This is a genomic window from Streptomyces sp. NPDC096012 (genome assembly GCF_040426375.1).
Taxonomy (GTDB): Bacteria; Actinomycetota; Actinomycetes; order Streptomycetales; family Streptomycetaceae; genus Streptomyces.
Genome location: NZ_JBEOTD010000075.1, coordinates 1 through 16,594 on the forward strand (window position 1 = coordinate 1; position 16,594 = coordinate 16,594).

Consider the following 16,594-nt stretch of genomic DNA (forward strand, 5'->3'; position numbering starts at 1 on the left):
GCGCCGTCGGGCACGAAGCCGCGCCGTCGGGCACGAAGCCGCGCCGTCGGGCACGGAACCGCGCGGGGGCCGCTCGGCCGCCCGCGCGGCCCCCGCCCCGGGTCAGGCGTCCTTCAGCTCCTGCCGCTGCCGGCCGAGTCCGGTGATCTCCAGCTCCACCACGTCGCCGGCCCGCAGGTACGGCTTCGGCTCGGGCCGCCCCATGGCCACGCCCGCCGGCGTCCCCGTGCTGATGACGTCTCCGGGGTAGAGGGTCATGAACCGGCTGACGTAGCGCACCACTTCGCCCACGGGGAAGATCTGCTCCGCCGTCGACCCGTCCTGCTTCAGCTCCCCGTTGACCCACAGCTTCAGGGAGAGCGCCTGCGGGTCCGGTACCTCGTCGGCCGTCACCAGCCACGGCCCCAGCGGGTTGAACGTCTCGCAGTTCTTGCCCTTGTCCCAGGTCCCGCCCCGCTCCATCTGGAACTCCCGCTCGGAGACGTCGTGCGCGACGGCGTACCCGGCGACGTGCGCGAGCCCCTCCTCGGGCGAGTCCAGGTAGCGGGCCGTACGCCCGATGACGACGGCGAGTTCGACCTCCCAGTCGGTCTTCGCCGAGCCGCGCGGCACCAGCACGGTGTCGTTCGGCCCGACGACCGTGTCCGGGGCCTTGAGGAAGACGACCGGCTCGGTGGGCGGCTCCGCGCCCGTCTCGCGGGCGTGGTCGTGGTAGTTGAGCCCGATGCACACGATCTTGCCGATGCGGCCGACCGGCGGCCCGATCCGCAGGCCGTCCGCGTCCAGCGCGGGCAGCCCGCCGGCCTCGGCGGCCGCGCGCACCCGGGCGAGCGCCGCGCCGTCCGCGAGGAGCGCGCCGTCGACGTCGTCCACGAGGCCGGACAGGTCGCGCAGGGTCCCCTCGGCGTCGAGCAGCGCGGGCCGCTCCGCCCCCGCCGTGCCGACTCGCAGCAGCTTCATGGTCACCATCTCCCTCGGTCGCGGGCGCCCAGCCGACGGGTGCAGCCGTCGAAAGGACTGGCCGATCCTCCAATTCCCCTGTCCACTCCGCAAGACCCTGTTCACCTACTGGACCGTGACCCCGCCGGTCAGCGGTACAGGGCGGCCCGCTCCACCGCGCTCCAGGTCGTGCTGGTGACGATGTACAGCGCCGCGGCGAGCGGTACGACGGCGACGGACACGAGCGTGAGGAAGGACAGGAACGGCATGACCCGGTTGACCGTGCCGAGGCCCGGCAGCCGCTCCGCCTCGGCCGCCTCGGCGCTGATCGGGCTCTGTGCCATCTGCGCCTTGGCCCGCCGGTAGTTGAAGGCGGCGACGGCCGCGACGACGGCGAAGAGCCCGAGGTGGACGAGCCCGGCCGGTCCGAACACCCCACCGCCGGCGAGGGCGTCGGCCCACCGGCCGCCGAGCGGCGCGGCCAGCAGCCGGTGGCCGAGCAGCGCGTTGCCGGTGCCGCCGACCGTGGAGCTGGAGAAGAGGTGGTAGAGCAGGAAGAAGGCAGGCAGTTGCAGCAGGCCGGGCAGGATGCCGGACAGCGGCGAGACCCTTTCCTCGGCATGCAGTTCGAGGACCGCCCGGCGCAGCCGCTCGGGTTCGCCGGTGTACCGCGCGCGCAGCGCGGCGATCCTCGGTCGGAGTGCGGTGCGGGCCTGCTGGCCGCGGGCGGCGGCGCGGGACAAGGGGTGGAGCAGGAGCCGTACCAGCGCGGTGAAAAGGACGATCGCGGCGGCGGTCGCAGAGCCGTGGAAGAGGGGGGTCAGCAGGTCGGCGAGTTGCTCGACCAGGCGGGCGAAGACAGCGAAGACGGACATGGGTGAGCCCTCCGGGGGGTCTCGTCGTGCCGGATGCGAACAGGGATCGGCATGACGACCCACGCGAGGTCACGTGCTGTGTACGGGGTGACGTGCCCTACGCGGCGGCCGCCGGAAGGGCCCGCCCGGGCGCCCGCGGCCGCCGCCGGCCGGGCCCGTCGGGATCGCGCTGCGGCAGGAAGGCGGTACGCCGGGCCCGGTCACGCAGCGCGGTGCGCACCCGGGTGGGCGGCACCGGGGGTGCCGACCGCGAGGCCAGCAGGGCGCAGGCGAGGAGTGCGGCGGCGGCCGCGGTGGTCGCGGCGAGCGCCACGGCGGTCGAGAGCATGCCGGTGTCGAGCAGGAACACCGGAAGGAGCAGGAAGACCGGGAGGAGCGGGAGGAGCGGCGCGAGGCGACGGGAACTGGCGAGCCTGCGGATCACCGGCTTCCCTCCCCCTGTCGACTGCCCAGCGTCTGTTCGACCTTTATACCCGACCGGCGTTCAGGCCGAGCCGGTCTCCAGGGGCTCCAGTAGGCGCCTCGGCCGCAGGAGTGCCCGGCTGACCGGGTCCGCCGGATCGCGGTCCAGTCCCGGGCCCGGCTCCATGAGCACGTCCGCGACGGGTACGACGACACGGCAGGCGGGGCACTCGCCGTACGAGCCGAGTTCCGTGCCGCAGTCCGCGTGCCGGAAGTAGCGCAGCCGCACCTCGCCGAAGTGCTCGCGTCCCCACAGACCGAGGGCCCGCAGGGTGGGCCACAGGGCGAGGGCGCGCTCGGTGGGGACGTACTCGTCGCGGGGCGGGGACTGCTGGTAGCGGCGTCTGTCGAGGATGCCCTCGGCGGTCAGGGTCTGCAGCCGGGCGGCCAGGACGGCGCGGGGGATGCCGAGGTGGACCAGGAAGTCGTTGTACCGGCGGACGCCGTACAGCGCGTCCCGGACGACGAGCAGCGTCCAGCGCTCGCCGACGATCTCGAGCGCGCGGGCGATCGAGCAGTCCTGTGTCGCGTAGTCCTTGCCCAGTGCCATGCCCTCCACTGTAGCCACTTTCCGACGTCTTGGTTCAATGACCGAACCGAGGGGTGTACGGTGACGCCGACCGGTAGGTTCAATGAACGAACCGTAAGCCGAAGGCCCCGGAAGGACAGGACTGGCCATGACCGGGCTCCGCTCCCTCACCGCCCCCGCCGCCGCGAGAACCGGCACCGCCCGCGACACCCCCCGGCACCCCCGGGCCACCCTCACCCTGACCAGCGCGGCGACCGCCGTGACCCTGATGACGTACACGGCCCCGATGGTCACCCTGCCGGATACGGCGAGCGCGCTGCACACCCCGCTCTCCGCCCAGGCGTGGCTGCTGAACGGCACCCCGCTGGGCCTCGCCGCACTGCTTCTGGTGGCCGGCAGTCTCGCCGACGACTACGGCCGCCGCCGGATCTTCCTCGCCGGCACCCTGGCTCTGGGCCTGACCACCGCCCTCGGCGCCCTCACCACGAACACCTGGCAGTTCACCCTCGCCCGCGCCGCCCAGGGCGCCGCGAGCGCGGCGATCCTGGCCAGCAGCCTGGGCCTGATCGTGCACGCCTTTCCCAGCCCGCGCGGCCGGCTGCACGCCACCGGGGTGTGGGGCGCGTTCGTCAGCGGCGGTATCGCGGTCGGCCCGCTGGTCGCCGGCGCGCTGCCGAACTGGCGGGTGGCCTACGGCGTCCTGGGCGCCGCCGCGCTCCTCGTGGCCGCGTTCGGCAGCCGGGCGCTGACGGAGTCCCGCGCCCCGCGCGGCGGCCGGCCGGACGTGGTCGGCGCACTGACCTTCGGCCTCGCCCTGGTGGCCCTGATAGCGGCCCTGACGCTGGGCCGGGACGGCTGGCTGCGGGCGCCGGTGGGCCTGCTGCTCGTGGCGGCCGTGCTCCTGGTCGCCGTGTTCGTGGTGGTGGAACGCCGGGCGGCCACCCCGATGATCGACCTCGGCCTGCTGCGCCGCACCCGCTTCCTGGCGTCCTCGGCCGGCGGCCTGTTCACGGGCCTCGCGGTGATCGGCATGTTCAGCTTCCTGCCTGCCCTGCTGCAGCAGGCGATGCGGCTCTCACCCCTGGTCACGGCATGGCTGTTCCTGCTCTGGTCGGGGCTGAGCTTCGCGGTGGCCCTGCAGGTCAAGCACCTGGCCGGCCGGGTCTCCCCGCGCGTCCAGCTCGGTCTCGGCTTCGCCCTGCACACGATCGCCGTGGTGACGATGCTCGGCGCGATCGGCTCCGGCTCCTGGACCCGGCTGCTGCCCGGCCTGATCGTCGGAGGACTGGGCAGCGGCCTGCTGAACGGGGCCCTGCCGCTGCTCGCCGTCGAGTCGGTCCCCCGGGAGCGGGCCGCCATGGGCTCGGGCGCCCAGCAGACCTTCCGCTACATCGGCTCCTGCGCCGGCGTCGCCCTCACCATCGCCCTGGCCACGTCCTCCGACACCCTCGCCGACGGCGCGAACCTCGCCCTCGCGGCCTCGGCGATCCTGGCGACGACGGGAGCGGCGAGCGTACTGCTCCTACGCGACCGCCCCACCACCTGACCCCGCCCTGCCAGACCCCGGGGACGCCCCCCGAAGGAGCGCGGGGAACAGCGCCACCAGCCACCCACCACCCGCACCCCACCGACCACGCCCAGGGAGGCGCCCCCAAAGGGGCGCGGGGAACGGCGCGACCAGCCACGGACCACCCGCACCCCACCGACCACGCCCAGGGGGGGCGCCCCCGAAGGGGCGCGGGGAACGGCGCGACCGGCCACGGACCACCCGCACCCGGCAACCGCCCCGCACCCCGACGGCGCCCCCGGCCATCGGCCGCGGCCCCCGACTGCCGGCTCCCTCAGATCGTGGCCGTGTCGATCACGAACCGGTAGCGCACGTCACTGGCCTGCACCCGCTCGTACGCCTCGTTGATCCGCTCGGCGCCGATCACCTCGATCTCCGCGCCCAGACCGTGCTCCGCGCAGAAGTCCAGCATCTCCTGGGTCTCGGCGATCCCGCCGATCCCGGAGCTGCTGATGCTGCGCCGGTGCCCGAACAGCGACTGCAGGACGATCTGCACCGGCTCCTCCGGCAGGCCGACGTTCACCATCGTGCCGTCGGTGCGCAGCAGCGACAGGTACGCGGCGAAGTCCAGCGGCGCGGACACCGTGTTGAGGATGATGTCGAAGGTGCCCGCCAGCTCCTCGAAGGTGTCCGGGTCGCCGGTGGCGTAGTAGTGGTCGGCACCCAGCCGCAGGCCGTCGTCCTTCTTGCGCAGGGACTGCGACAGGACGGTGACCTCGGCACCCATCGCGTGCGCGATCTTGACGCCCATGTGGCCGAGTCCGCCCAGGCCGACGACGGCGACCTTCTTGCCGGGGCCGGCGCCCCAGTGCCGCAGCGGCGAGTAGGTCGTGATGCCCGCGCACAGCAGCGGCGCGGCCTCGTCCAGCGCCAGTCCCTCGGGAACGCGCACGACGTAGTTCTCGTCGACGACGACCTTCTCGGAGTAGCCGCCGTAGGTGGGCTCGCCGTCCTTGCCGGTGTCGTTGTAGGTCCAGGTGGGTCCGCCCTTGAGGCAGTACTGCTCGAGGCCGGCCCGGCAGTTGTCGCACTCGCGGCAGGAGTCGACCATGCAGCCGACGCCCACCCGGTCACCGACGGCGAACCGCGTCACACCGGAGCCGACCTCCGAGACGACGCCGGCGATCTCGTGGCCGGGGACCATCGGGAAGGTGCCGGGACGCCAGCCGTCCTGGACCTGGTGGATGTCGGAATGGCAGATACCGGCGAACTTGATGTCGATCAGGACGTCGTGTTCGCCGACCGCGCGCCGCTCGATGGTGGTCCGCTCCAGCGGAGCCTTCGGTGCGGGCGCGGCGTAAGCAGCAACAGTGGTCATGCCCGGAATCTCCTAGCAGAAGGATTCGCTTCCGGCCGCCGTCCGGCCGGGAACGTCTTCCAGGCTGCGGCTTCCCGCGATCGCCGCCCAGCCCACCACTTTGCGTACGACTGCTGTGCCTACCACCGGCAGGATCAGGCTCCTGTGCGTACGACCATGAATACTGGGACGTATGGAGAGCAGGGACGAACAGCCGCCGGCGACGGCCGCCGCCGGCCGGCCCCTGGACCGGCGCGCCGAGCTGAGCGAGTTCCTGCGCAGCCGGCGGGCCCGGCTGAAGCCGCAGGACGTGGGCCTGCCCGACTTCGGGCGGCACCGCCGGGTGCCGGGCCTGCGCCGCGAGGAGCTGGCGCAGCTGGCCGGGGTGTCGGTGGCGTACTACACCCGCCTGGAACAGGGCAACGGCCGCAACGTCTCGACTGAGGTGCTGGGCTCGATCGCCCGTGCCCTGCGGCTGACGGACGCCGAGCACGCCCACCTCACCCACCTGGCCAAGCCGAAGGCGCACAAGAAGAAGCCGGTGGCGCGACAGCAGCAGGTGCGCTCCTCCCTGCACCGGTTGCTGGACACGATGGACGGCGTACCGGCGTACATCGTGGGCCGCCGTGCCGAGATCCTCGCCTGGAACCGCATGGCGGCGGCCGTCTTCGGCGACTGGGCGGAGCTGCCGGCCGCCGAGCGCAACTGGGCCCGCCTGGTGTTCCTGCGCCCCGCCTACCGCGAACTGTTCGTCGACTGGGAGCAGAAGGCGATCGACATCGTCTGCGCCCTGCGCATGGACGCGGGCTGCTATCCGGACGATCCGCGGCTGTCCGCGCTGGTGGGTGAGCTGTCCGTGAAGAGCGGGGAGTTCGGCCGCCTGTGGGCCACCCATGACGTCAAGGAGAAGAGCCACGGCGTCAAGCTGCTGCACCACCCCCTGGTGGGCGAGCTGACCTTGAACTTCGAGTCGTTCCGGCTGACGGACGACACGGACCAGTCCCTGCTCACCTACCACGCCGAACCGGGCTCCCCGTCCGCCGAGTCGCTGCGTCTGCTGGCCAGCTGGGGGGCGGACGCGGCACACGCGACGACGCGGTGACGACACGGTGAGGGGCACACCGCGGGCCGTCGCGGTGTGCCCCTCGTCAGGTGGTGCCGCGGATCACTTGCCGAAGTAGGCGTCGTAGATCGTGATCTGCGACGTGTTGTCCTTCTTGTCGGTGATCTTGGCCCGGAAGGAGACGGACTTGCCCTTCGCGGGGTTCTTCACGGTGATCCTGCCGCTGCGGACGTCGACCTTCCTGAAGGTCTTGCCGTCGTAGGAGACGTACACGGCGAGGGACTTCAGGTTGCCGCCCGCGGCCGCACCCTCGACGCTGACCGGGAAGGTGGCCTTCCGGCCGGCGGCGACCCGGCTGTCCAGGCCGGTCGCGGCACCGAAGTGGGCGACGGAGGCCGGCAGCCGGATGAGGTCGGCCGACACCTTCTTCGACCGGAACGTCCAGGTCGCGTCGATCCGCGAGGACGCCGCAGCGACCTTGGCCGAGCGCTTGACGGAGGTGCTCAGCCGGTAGGCCGCGTCACCGGCGGGGACCTTGAAGGTCTTGCCGCCGAACAGCGGGTCGTCGTTGGTGCCGACCTTGGTGCCGTTGCGGTACAGGGTCGTGACCGCCGAGGTGAAGTCCGAGTACCCGGCGTGCCTGGCCGAGTCGGCGAACAGCGGCAGCGAGCCGGAGATCTCGTTGCCCGAGCGGAACAGGCCGAAGTCCCCGGAGAGGTGCGGGCCGAAGACCGCGGTGTTGACCGTCTTCGTGTAGGTCTTGCCGGCCTTGAAGGTGAACCGGCCCAGCGAGTAGGCGGCGTCGGTGACCGAGAACCCGTCCCGGTCCAGGCCGCCGGTCTGCTCGAACTCCAGCTGCCAGGTCACACCGCCCTGCGCGGACAGGTGCAGGGTGCGGGTGCCGGGCAGCTTCTGCTGGAGGCTGACGGAGGCGGCCCCGGAGCTGCCGGGCAGCCAGCCGACGGCGGTGATCGAACCGGTCTTGCCGCTCGCGGCGGCACCGAGCCGGGCCTTGACCGTGGTCAGGTCGCCCGCCTTGTAGTGCTTGGTGTAACCGGTGGCGAGCCGCTCGACCTGGCCGCCCGAGGTGACGTCGTACTCCTCGGCCGCGCCCTTGCTCCAGTGGGCGTCCCACTGCTGGCGCAGCGTCCCGGCGGGCAGCGCCGGACCCAGGTGGGCGGTGCGGAAGTTCTTGTACGAGTCCAGGAACCAGCCGTAGCCGTACTGGCCGCCGCCGACCGTGAGGTCGTACCCCGGCGCGGCGAACTGCGATGTCAGGCCCGAGGCGGGCACGGTGATGTCCACCGGCCTGGCCTTGCGCGCGTCGACGGTGATCGTCTGCTTCCCCGCGACGGTCAGCTTCGGCTGGACGATCCAGTCGATGCCCTTGGTGCCGTCCTCGGGGTCGACGTAGGTGGCGGTGTTGAGGATGTACGTGCCCTTCGGCGCGCGCACCTTCACCGTGCCGGACTTGTCGTACGGGGTCATCGAGACGCCCGCGGCCAGGCCGCCCACCCCGCTCAGGTCGGCCGCGTAGTACGGGGCCGGCCTGCCGTCACGGCCGGTGAACTTCAGCGTGACGTCGTACGACTCCACCTCGCGCTGGACCGCGGCGGCCGTGCGGACGCTCTGGCCGGCGCCCGTCGCCGTCACGTACGCCGAGTAGGCGCCGTCCAGCGTGCCGCCGAGCCTGGTGTCGGCGGTGAGGTCGGCCGAGGCCGTGCCGTGCGCCGGGACGGTCAGCTTCGCCGCGCCGAGCCTGAAGAAGCCCGAGGGGGCCGCCTTGCCCTTGGGGTCGGTGCCGGTGACGGCCAGGGCGAGGGTGGCGTCCTGGTCGCCGAGGTTGCGGTAGGTCAGCTTCCGGGTGACCGGCTTGTCGTCGGTGTGGGGCCACTGCTGGACCCCGAAGTTCAGCGACACCGGGTCGGCGACGACCGACTGCTTGATGGCCTTGTCGACCTGGATCCGGCCCGCCCCCTGCTGGAACGGGGTGTACTTGCCGTCCTTGGCGGAACCGGTCAGGGCGGCCTTGAGCTGGGCGTAGCCCCAGTCGGGGTGCTCCTGCTTCAGGATCGCGGCGGCGCCCGCGACGTGCGGGGTGGCCATCGAGGTGCCGGAGATGGTCAGGTAGCCCTCGGGCTTCTCGCCGACCTCCTGGTCGATGACGCTGCCCTTGGCCGCGGCGGCGGTGATGTCCACGCCGGGCGCGGTGACGTCCGGCTTGACGGCGCCGTCGCCGGTGCGCGGTCCGGTGGAGGAGAAGTCCGCCAGCTTGTCCTTCTTGTCGACGGCGCCGACGGTGAGCGCGGCGTCCGCGCTGCCCGGCGAACCGATCGACTGGGGGCCGTCGTTGCCCGCGGCGATCGCGAACAGGACGCCCTTCTCGGCGGAGAGCTTGTCGACCTCGGCCTCGAGCGGGTCGGTCTCGGGGGTGTCGTAGCCGCCGAGGCTCAGATTGATGACGGAGGCGCCCTGCGCGACCGCCCACTCCATGCCGGCGAGGATTCCGGAGTCGTCACCCGAGCCGGTGTCGTCCAGCACCTTGCCGTTGAGGATCCTGGCGTCGGGGGCGACGCCCTTGTACTTGCCGCCCGACCCGGCGCCGGTGCCGGCCACGATGGAGGCGACGTGGGTGCCGTGCCCGAAGTGGTCGGTGGCGTCGGCGGCGGCGGTGAAGTTCCTGGACTCGACCACCTGGTCCTTGAGGTCCGGGTGGCGCGTGTCCACGCCGGTGTCCAGGACGGCGACCTTCACGCCCTTGCCGGTGTAGCCGGCCTTCCAGGCGGTCGGGGCGCCGATCTGCGGCACGGACTTGTCGAGGGAGGCCTTGCGGACCCCGTCGAGCCAGACGTGCGCGATACCGGTGGCGGTCCCGCCGTCGTCCGTGACCGCGTCCCACAGCCGCGCGGTGTCCTCGACGGGGGTCTGCACGGCGTCCGCGTCGAGCGCCGTCAGGCTGCGGCGCAGGGTGCCCGCGTCCCGGACCCGGGTCTTGGCGGTGGCGGCGGTGCCGCGGTAGCCGACGATGACCTTCAGGCCGTTGCGCTGCGCCTTGCGGGTGGCGGCCTTGTCCAGCTCGGTGATGTCGAACAGGCGCCGGTCGAGCTTGCCGGAGGCGACCAGGCGGGCCGCGTCGGCCGGGACGACCAGCGTGTGTCCGGCGGCCCTGCGGACCTGGAAGGGTATGTGTGCGCGCCCCTTGGCCCGCTCCAGGCCGACGACGCGGCCCTTGGCGTCGAGGGCGACACGGTCACCGGTGATGAGGGTGACGTGGTGCCCGCCGGTGAGGGCGGATGCAGCGGCCGGGGCGTGTGCTGGTCTCGCCGACGCCGGGCTGGTCATTCCCGCTGCGAGGGCGACGGCCGCGGCCGTCGCCACACCGGCCGCTGCTGCTCTCTTCACTTGTCTGCGCAAGTTCTCCCCCTGGAGAAGAGGTACCGGGTGAATTCCCCGTTCACCCGGCCGGGGGGAGCCTCGTACATATGCGCGCCCCCGGGATCACGCAGTATGCCGGGGGGCGATCGGACGGCTCAAGAGAGCAGAGAGGGCGGGGAGGCACGCCGGGAAACTGTTACGCGGTCTCCGGAACCCCGTTACGCGGCCGCGAACTTCCCGGGGTTTGAAGCGTGTTACGGGGGACGAGCGATCCAGGGGGAGGGCGGGAAGGCGGCGGCCCGGTCCGGCACCGGGCCGGAGAACACCGATGCCGCCCCCTGGGGGGGCGGCATCGAGGGCTGTGCGGGGGGACGGCGTCAGACGGCCGAACCCGCCTTCCACTGGGCCCAGTCCAGGTTCCAGCCGTTGAGGCCGTTGTCCGGGGAGACGGTCTTGTCACCGGTGTTCTTGATGACCACGACGTCCCCGATCAGGGAGTGCTCGTACACCCAGGCGGCCGGCGTGTTCGGGTCGCCGGCGCCCTTGGCGTCGGGCAGGCCCACGCAGCCGTGGCTGGTGTTGACGTTGCCGAAGATGGACTTCGCGCCCCAGTAGTTGCCGTGCAGGAAGGTGCCGGAACTGGTGAGGCGGATGGCGTGCGGCACGTCCTTGATGTCGTACTCGCCCTTGCCGTCGTCGTCGGTGAAGCCCACGGTCGCGCCGTTCATGCGCGTCTGCTTGAACTTCTCGGACATCACCATGATGCCCTGGTACGTCTTGTGCTCCGGTGAACCCGCGGAGATCGGGATGGACTTGACGACCTGACCGTCCTGCGTGACCTTCATCTGCTTGGTCTTCGCGTCGACGTAGGAGATCTGGTTGCGGCCGATGTGGAAGGTGACCGTCTTCTGCTGCACGCCGTAGACGCCGTTCGCGCCCTGGACGCCGTCGAGGGCCAGCCTCAGCGTGACGGTGGAGTTCGCCTTCCAGTACGTCTCCGGACGGAAGTCGATGCGGTTGGCGTTGAACCAGTGCCCGACGACCTCCTGACCGCTGGTGGAGGTGACCGTGATGCCCTTCTGCACGGCGGCCTTGTTGGTGATCGCCTTGTCGAAGTTGATCGACACCGGCATGCCCACGCCGACGGTGGACCCGTTGTCCGGCGTGAAGTTGCCTATGAAGCTGTTGGCCGGCGAGACCGTCGTGAAGGACGCGTTCTCGTGGGCGACCCGGCCGTCGGCGTCCTTGGCCTCCGCGGAGAGCTTGTAGGTGGTCGACCGGTCGAGCTGGACGCTGGGCTTCCAGCTGGTCTTGTCGGCGGACAGCGCGCCGGCCACGGCCTTGCCGTCGGTCGTGGTCATGGACACGTCGGTGAGGGTGCCCTTGGCGACCCGGACGGAGGCCGAGTTGTTGATGGAGGCGTTGTCGGAGCCGTCCTTGGGCGTGATCGTGATCTGTGCCTCGGACGACTTCTTGGCCGCCGCCTCGTCCGTCTGCGCCTGGGAGTTGTCGCCACCGCCGGACGCCTTCGCGCCGCCGCCGCCGGAACAGCCCGTGAGTGCCAGCACACCACCGAGCAGTGCGGACGCGACCACCAGGCCCCTGCGCCGCTTACTGTCCGTCATCACACGCTTCTCCATCGTTTGCCGATTGCCGAACCCCGAGAATCCCCGTGGCGAACCCTCCACGCTACGAACGCTTCGTCCCTTTTCACATGGTTCGCATGTGTCAGGCACACCACGTCCGCCTGCGGCGGGTGGTGCGGAAGTCGTCCGTGCGCCCCCCTGAGACGACGAAACCCCGGACGGCGGTTGCCGTCCGGGGTCAAGAGTGCCCCGGGACGCTCAGCCGATGCCGCCCTCGTCGTCGTCCGCCCCATCATCCTCGTCCAGGTCCCAGTCGGGCGAATCAGGGTCGTACTCGATGCGTTCGCTGGACCAGGACGCCTGCTGCAGCTCCACTCCGGGCACCTCGCTGACCAGGTCGAACGGGTCCACGAGGTAGGCGAGGGCCTCCGCGGTGTCTTCCGTCACAGCCTCCTCGGCCTGGTTCCGCTCCTCCTGCGGCAGGTCGTGATCGGCGGCGAGCCGGCGCAGTGCCGCCTTGGTCAGCTCGCCCTCGTCCTCCACCTCCAGGACGAGTTCCACTCGAAGTCGTACAAAACGTGAGGTCTCTTCAGTGCTCATGGCGGGAGCGTACGACTGAAACCTCCCGTGACTTTCCCGTGACCCGCGATTTTCACTAACATCACCTCACCCGGCCAATTCACCAGCGTCACAAGGGGATCGATATTCCGTGTCATCCGCTCGCCGCCCGCTGCTGACCGCCACCGCCGCGGGCACCCTGCTCTGCGCACTGTGGTTCGTCCCGTCCGCGAACGCGTCGCAGGACCCCGCCGCGGGTGAGACGGCACCGAGGTCCGTCACGGCATTCTCCACGGCACACGTCACCCAGCAGGCCAGAGCGGTCTCGGCGGACACCACCGAGTCCGCGCCGCGGACGGCGGACGGGACCGAACTCGCCGACACCGGAAGCCCGGACACCACGCCGTACGTCGTGGCCGGCACCCTCTTCCTCGGGGTGGGCGCCGGATTCGTGGTGTATTCGGTGCGCCGCGAACGCCTGGGCTTTTAAATTCCTTGACGAACCTTTGACAACGCCCACATAGTTCGGCACATGAAGAGATCATCGGGCGTGCGGCTGCGCGCCGGCGCGGCTGTGAGCGTGCTGTCGCTCGCCCTTGTCACGGGCTGTTCCGAGGGGTCGAAGGACTCCGGGGACGGTAGGGGGGCGGACGGGAAGCCGGCCGTGAAGGCCCTCGGCACCGCCGAGTTGAAGAGCCTGGTCATCGCCGACGGCGACGTGCCCGGGTTCGACGTCGGGCCCGTGCCCGCCGGCCGCACCAAGCCGCTCACCACCGACAGCGCCGAATGCCGGCCGCTGGCCCGCGTCCTGTCCATGCAGCCGCCGGCCGGGACCGCGGCCCAGGCGGACCGGATGGCCACCGAGAAGCGGGCGAAGGACCCCACGGACGACGCCACGTCCCTGGACGACATGGCCGACGGCAAGTTCGCCGACGCCGTGAACAAGTCCATGGACCGGGACGTCACCTCGGTCAGCCTGTTCTCGTACGACGGGGACGGCGCGAAGCGGGCCCTCGACGCCGTCTCCTCCGCGGTGAAGGCCTGCGCGGGCGGCTTCAGCGGCAAGCAGGCGGGCACCACGGCGAAGATCGCCCGGGTCACGCGGTCGAGGCCGACGGCCACGGGGGACGAGTCGGTGGCGTTCGAGGTCGTCACCGAGAGCGACGGAGAGAAGGCTCCCTTGCACGGCGAGGTGGTCCGGCACGGGAACACCCTGGCGTCGTACTACACGATCAACCTCGGCGCGATGATGGCCAAGAAGCCGTACGCGGTGTCCGCCGCGGTGGTCAAGGCCCAGTCGGCCAAGCTGAAGTGACGTAGCGGCAGACCGCGACGGGGCCCCGCCGGACGGCGGGGCCCCGTCTGCCGCTCGGCCGCCCTACCGCAGCGGACCGGTGACCGTCTCCACCGCCGCGACCAGTTCCCCGGCGCGTACGAAGGCGTCGGCGGCGGCCAGGTCGGGCGCCAGGAACCGGTCGGGGCCGGGGCCCTGGACACCGGCGGCCCGTACGGCCTCGATGACCGCCCGCGAGGCCGGCGCCGGGGTGAGGCCCTCGCGCAGCTCGACGGCGCGGGTGGCCGCGTACAGCTCGACGGCGATGATCCGGGTGAGGTTGTCGACGGCGGTGCGCAGCTTGCGCGCCGCCGACCAGCCCATGGAGACGTGGTCCTCCTGCATGGCGGAGGACGGGATGGAGTCCGCGGAGGCCGGTACGGCGAGCCGCTTCATCTCGCTGACCAGCGCGGCCTGCGTGTACTGGGCGATCATCAGCCCCGAGTCCACACCGGCGTCGTCGGCGAGGAAGGGCGGCAGGCCGTGGCTGCGGTTCTTGTCGAGCAGCCGGTCGGTGCGGCGCTCGGCGATGGAGCCGAGGTCGGCGGCGGCGATGGCGAGGAAGTCCAGCACGTAGGCGACGGGCGCGCCGTGGAAGTTGCCGTTGGACTCGACCCGCCCGTCGGGCAGCACCACCGGGTTGTCGACGGCGGAGGCCAGCTCGCGCTCGGCGACCAGACGGGCGTGCGCGAGGGTGTCGCGGCCGGCGCCGGCCACCTGCGGGGCGCAGCGCACCGAGTAGGCGTCCTGGACGCGCGGCGCGTCGTCCTGGTGGTGCCCGGTGAGCTGGGACCCCTGCAGCACGGCGAGCATGTTGGCGGCGGAGGCGCCCTGACCCGGGTGCGGGCGGATGGCGTGCAGCTCGGGGGCGAGCACGCGGTCCGTGCCGAGCAGCGCCTCCAGGCTGAGGGCGGCGGTGATGTCGGCGGACTTGTACAGGGTGTCGAGGTCGGCGAGGGCCATGACCAGCATGCCGAGCATGCCGTCGGTGCCGTTCAGGAGGGCCAGGCCCTCCTTCTCGCGCAGTTCGACCGGCTGTATCCCGTGCTCGGCGAGCAGCTCGCCGGCGGGCCGGACGACCCCGTCGGGGCCTTCCGCGTCGCCCTCGCCCATGAGGGTCAGGGCGCAGTGGGAGAGCGGGGCCAGGTCGCCGGAGCAGCCGAGGGAGCCGTACTCGTGCACGACGGGGGTGATCCCGGCGTTCAGCACGTCGGCCATGGTCTGCGCGACCTCGGGCCGTACGCCGGTGTGCCCGGAGCAGACGGTCTTCAGGCGCAGGAACATCAGCGCCCGTACGACCTCCCGCTCCACCCGCGGACCCATGCCGGCGGCGTGCGAGCGGACGATGTTGCGCTGCAGCTGGGCACGGAGCTCCTGGCTGATGTGCCGGGTCGCCAGGGCCCCGAAGCCCGTGGAGACGCCGTAGACCGGCTCCGGCTTGGCCGCCAGCGCGTCCACGATCTCCCGGGCCGCCGCGAGGGCCGCCACCGCCTCGGCCGACAGCTCGACGCGGGCACCGCCGCGCGCCACGGCGAGCACGTCGGACGCCGTGACGCCGGACGTCCCCACCACCACAGTGTGCATATCCATATTCAGGAGCGTACGCATTGAATGCAGTGGTGTCACTAGTGGTGCGCGGGGGTGCCCCTTACCGTACGTGTGGTCTTCACCTCATGGGCGGCGCCCGCGGAAGCGGCGGCGTTCGGCGCGGGCGGGCGGCGCCTCGTCGGCCAGCCGCACGACCGGGTCGTCCGGGCCCTCCCGGCCGGCCACCACCGGCCGGCCCGCGCGCAGCGCCTTGGCGGTGTACTGCGCGGCGTCCGCCAGCCGGAACAGCCGCCGGGCGTCCTCCACCGGCCCGATCGGGTCGTCGGTGGAGGCGACCCCGCAGGCCACCCCCTCCCCCAGCTCCAGTTCCGCCGCCCTGCGGCACAGTTCGTCCGCGGCCTTCACCACGTCGTCGGCGGACGGGCCGACCGCGAGCAGGCAGAACTCGTCCCCGCCGAGCCGTGCCGCCAGAGCGCCCGGCACCATGGCCCCGCACAGCGAGAGCACCGAACCGAAGCGCTCCAGCAGACGGTCGCCGACGGAGTGCCCGAGGGTGTCGTTGACCCGCTTGAGCCCGTTGAGGTCACAGACGACGAGGCTGACGGCCACGCCCTCGGCGCGGTGCCGCTCCACGGCCTCCTCCAGGCCCACGTCCACGGCACGGCGGTTGGCGAGTCCGGTGAGGGCGTCGGTGAACGCGAGCCGGCGGGCCTCCTCCAGCCGTTCGGTCTGCGCGAGGCCGGCGGCCACCACGGCGGCCAGCACGGTGGCGAACTCGGCGTCGCCCGGCCCGAACACGGGCTGCCCGACGGCGCGGGCCACGTACAGCTCGCCCCAGGCCCTGCCATGCAGCACGACGGGGGCGACGACGCAGCAGCCGCGGCCCCTGCGGCGCAGCGCGGCGACCCGGTGGTGGAAGTAGCCGGGGACGCCGGCCGCCGTGCCCTCGGCGGTCTCCACCCAGGCGTTGGGGCCCCCGCCGCCGGCCCACCGCTCGTGCAGGAACTCGGTGATCTCCGGGAACTGGTGCACCGGATAGGTCTCGGCCTCCGGGAACTCGTCCTCGTCCGGCCGGCGCTCCCCCACGTTGACGAGCACCCGCAGGCGGCCCAGCTCACGCTCCCACACCGACAGTGCGGCGAAGCTGCCGTCCAGCGCCCGGCAGGCGCCGAGCACGGCCGCCTGCCACGACTCGCGCGGAGCGCGGGCCGCCGCCATCCCCTGCGCCAGCGCCACGACGGCAGCGAGCCGCTTGTCGTCACCCATCACTCCAGGCTAGGGAGAAAAGGGATGATTAGGGACATCGGTGCGGCGATCAGGTGGCCCGGCTCACGGCCGCCGAGGGCGCCGGGGCGGGGCGGGCCGCCGGGGGGGTGCCTCTATGTCTTTAGTCAAGCAAGCCGTGGGGTTCTGGGTTCGTAGAAGGTTCCGTCGCGGAGCATGGCGAACAGGACGCTGATGC

The 16,594-nt window shown here is 72.1% G+C and carries 14 protein-coding genes; 4 read left to right on the top strand and 10 right to left on the bottom strand.

What is annotated here, in order from left to right:
* Positions 1–102: 102 nt before the first annotated feature.
* The 4 genes from ABVB68_RS35955 to ABVB68_RS35970 form a co-directional block, all read right to left on the bottom strand.
* Positions 103–960 (bottom strand): fumarylacetoacetate hydrolase family protein, encoded by an 858-nt coding sequence (locus ABVB68_RS35955; protein WP_353605430.1) that lies wholly within the window; start codon positions 958–960, stop codon positions 103–105.
* A 128-nt stretch (positions 961–1,088) separates the two neighbouring features.
* On the bottom strand, positions 1,089–1,814 hold the full coding sequence (locus tag ABVB68_RS35960) for a YidC/Oxa1 family membrane protein insertase (RefSeq protein ID WP_353605431.1): 726 nt from the start codon (positions 1,812–1,814) through the stop codon (positions 1,089–1,091).
* Between the two features lie 97 nt (positions 1,815–1,911).
* On the bottom strand, positions 1,912–2,238 hold the full coding sequence (locus ABVB68_RS35965) for a DUF6412 domain-containing protein (RefSeq protein WP_353605432.1): 327 nt from the start codon (positions 2,236–2,238) through the stop codon (positions 1,912–1,914).
* Positions 2,239–2,298: 60 nt separating this feature from the next.
* The gene (locus ABVB68_RS35970; protein ID WP_353605433.1) at positions 2,299–2,826 is read right to left on the bottom strand and encodes a winged helix-turn-helix transcriptional regulator; all 528 of its coding nucleotides are present in this window, start codon (positions 2,824–2,826) and stop codon (positions 2,299–2,301) included.
* A 127-nt stretch (positions 2,827–2,953) separates the two neighbouring features.
* Here ABVB68_RS35970 and ABVB68_RS35975 point away from each other — a divergent pair, with 127 nt between their 5' ends.
* Entirely contained in the window at positions 2,954–4,351 is a 1,398-nt protein-coding gene (locus ABVB68_RS35975) for an MFS transporter (RefSeq protein ID WP_353605434.1), read from the top strand.
* Positions 4,352–4,646: 295 nt separating this feature from the next.
* On the opposite strand, the gene ABVB68_RS35980 is transcribed toward ABVB68_RS35975, so the two are convergent.
* Positions 4,647–5,690, bottom strand: coding sequence for an NAD(P)-dependent alcohol dehydrogenase (locus tag ABVB68_RS35980; RefSeq protein WP_353605435.1), 1,044 nt, complete (start codon positions 5,688–5,690; stop codon positions 4,647–4,649).
* Between the two features lie 172 nt (positions 5,691–5,862).
* Between ABVB68_RS35980 and ABVB68_RS35985 the strand changes: the two genes are divergently transcribed.
* The gene (locus ABVB68_RS35985; protein ID WP_353605436.1) at positions 5,863–6,771 is read left to right on the top strand and encodes a helix-turn-helix domain-containing protein; all 909 of its coding nucleotides are present in this window, start codon (positions 5,863–5,865) and stop codon (positions 6,769–6,771) included.
* Between the two features lie 63 nt (positions 6,772–6,834).
* Here the strand turns inward: ABVB68_RS35985 and ABVB68_RS35990 are convergent, their stop codons facing one another.
* From ABVB68_RS35990 to ABVB68_RS36000, 3 genes are all read right to left on the bottom strand, one after another.
* A complete protein-coding gene (locus ABVB68_RS35990; protein WP_353605437.1) occupies positions 6,835–10,134 on the bottom strand; it encodes a S8 family peptidase in 3,300 nt (1,099 codons plus the stop codon).
* A 350-nt stretch (positions 10,135–10,484) separates the two neighbouring features.
* Positions 10,485–11,732, bottom strand: a complete 1,248-nt coding sequence (locus ABVB68_RS35995) for a L,D-transpeptidase (RefSeq protein ID WP_353605438.1) — start codon at positions 11,730–11,732, stop codon at positions 10,485–10,487.
* A gap of 219 nt (positions 11,733–11,951) precedes the next feature.
* Positions 11,952–12,293, bottom strand: a complete 342-nt coding sequence (locus ABVB68_RS36000; RefSeq protein WP_353605439.1) for a hypothetical protein — start codon at positions 12,291–12,293, stop codon at positions 11,952–11,954.
* A 109-nt stretch (positions 12,294–12,402) separates the two neighbouring features.
* Between ABVB68_RS36000 and ABVB68_RS36005 the strand changes: the two genes are divergently transcribed.
* Both ABVB68_RS36005 and ABVB68_RS36010 read left to right on the top strand, forming a co-directional pair.
* Complete coding sequence (locus ABVB68_RS36005; protein ID WP_353605440.1) at positions 12,403–12,741, top strand: hypothetical protein; 339 nt, start codon at positions 12,403–12,405, stop codon at positions 12,739–12,741.
* 42 nt (positions 12,742–12,783) lie between these two features.
* Entirely contained in the window at positions 12,784–13,566 is a 783-nt protein-coding gene (locus ABVB68_RS36010) for a hypothetical protein (protein WP_353605441.1), read from the top strand.
* Between the two features lie 63 nt (positions 13,567–13,629).
* Here ABVB68_RS36010 and hutH read toward each other — a convergent pair whose 3' ends face one another.
* Both hutH and ABVB68_RS36020 read right to left on the bottom strand, forming a co-directional pair.
* Positions 13,630–15,168 carry a histidine ammonia-lyase gene (gene hutH, locus ABVB68_RS36015; protein WP_353605443.1) on the bottom strand — a complete coding sequence of 513 codons (1,539 nt, stop codon included), beginning with the start codon at positions 15,166–15,168 and terminating at the stop codon, positions 13,630–13,632.
* 87 nt (positions 15,169–15,255) lie between these two features.
* On the bottom strand, positions 15,256–16,398 hold the full coding sequence (locus tag ABVB68_RS36020; RefSeq protein ID WP_353605442.1) for a GGDEF domain-containing protein: 1,143 nt from the start codon (positions 16,396–16,398) through the stop codon (positions 15,256–15,258).
* Positions 16,399–16,594: the final 196 nt, after the last annotated feature.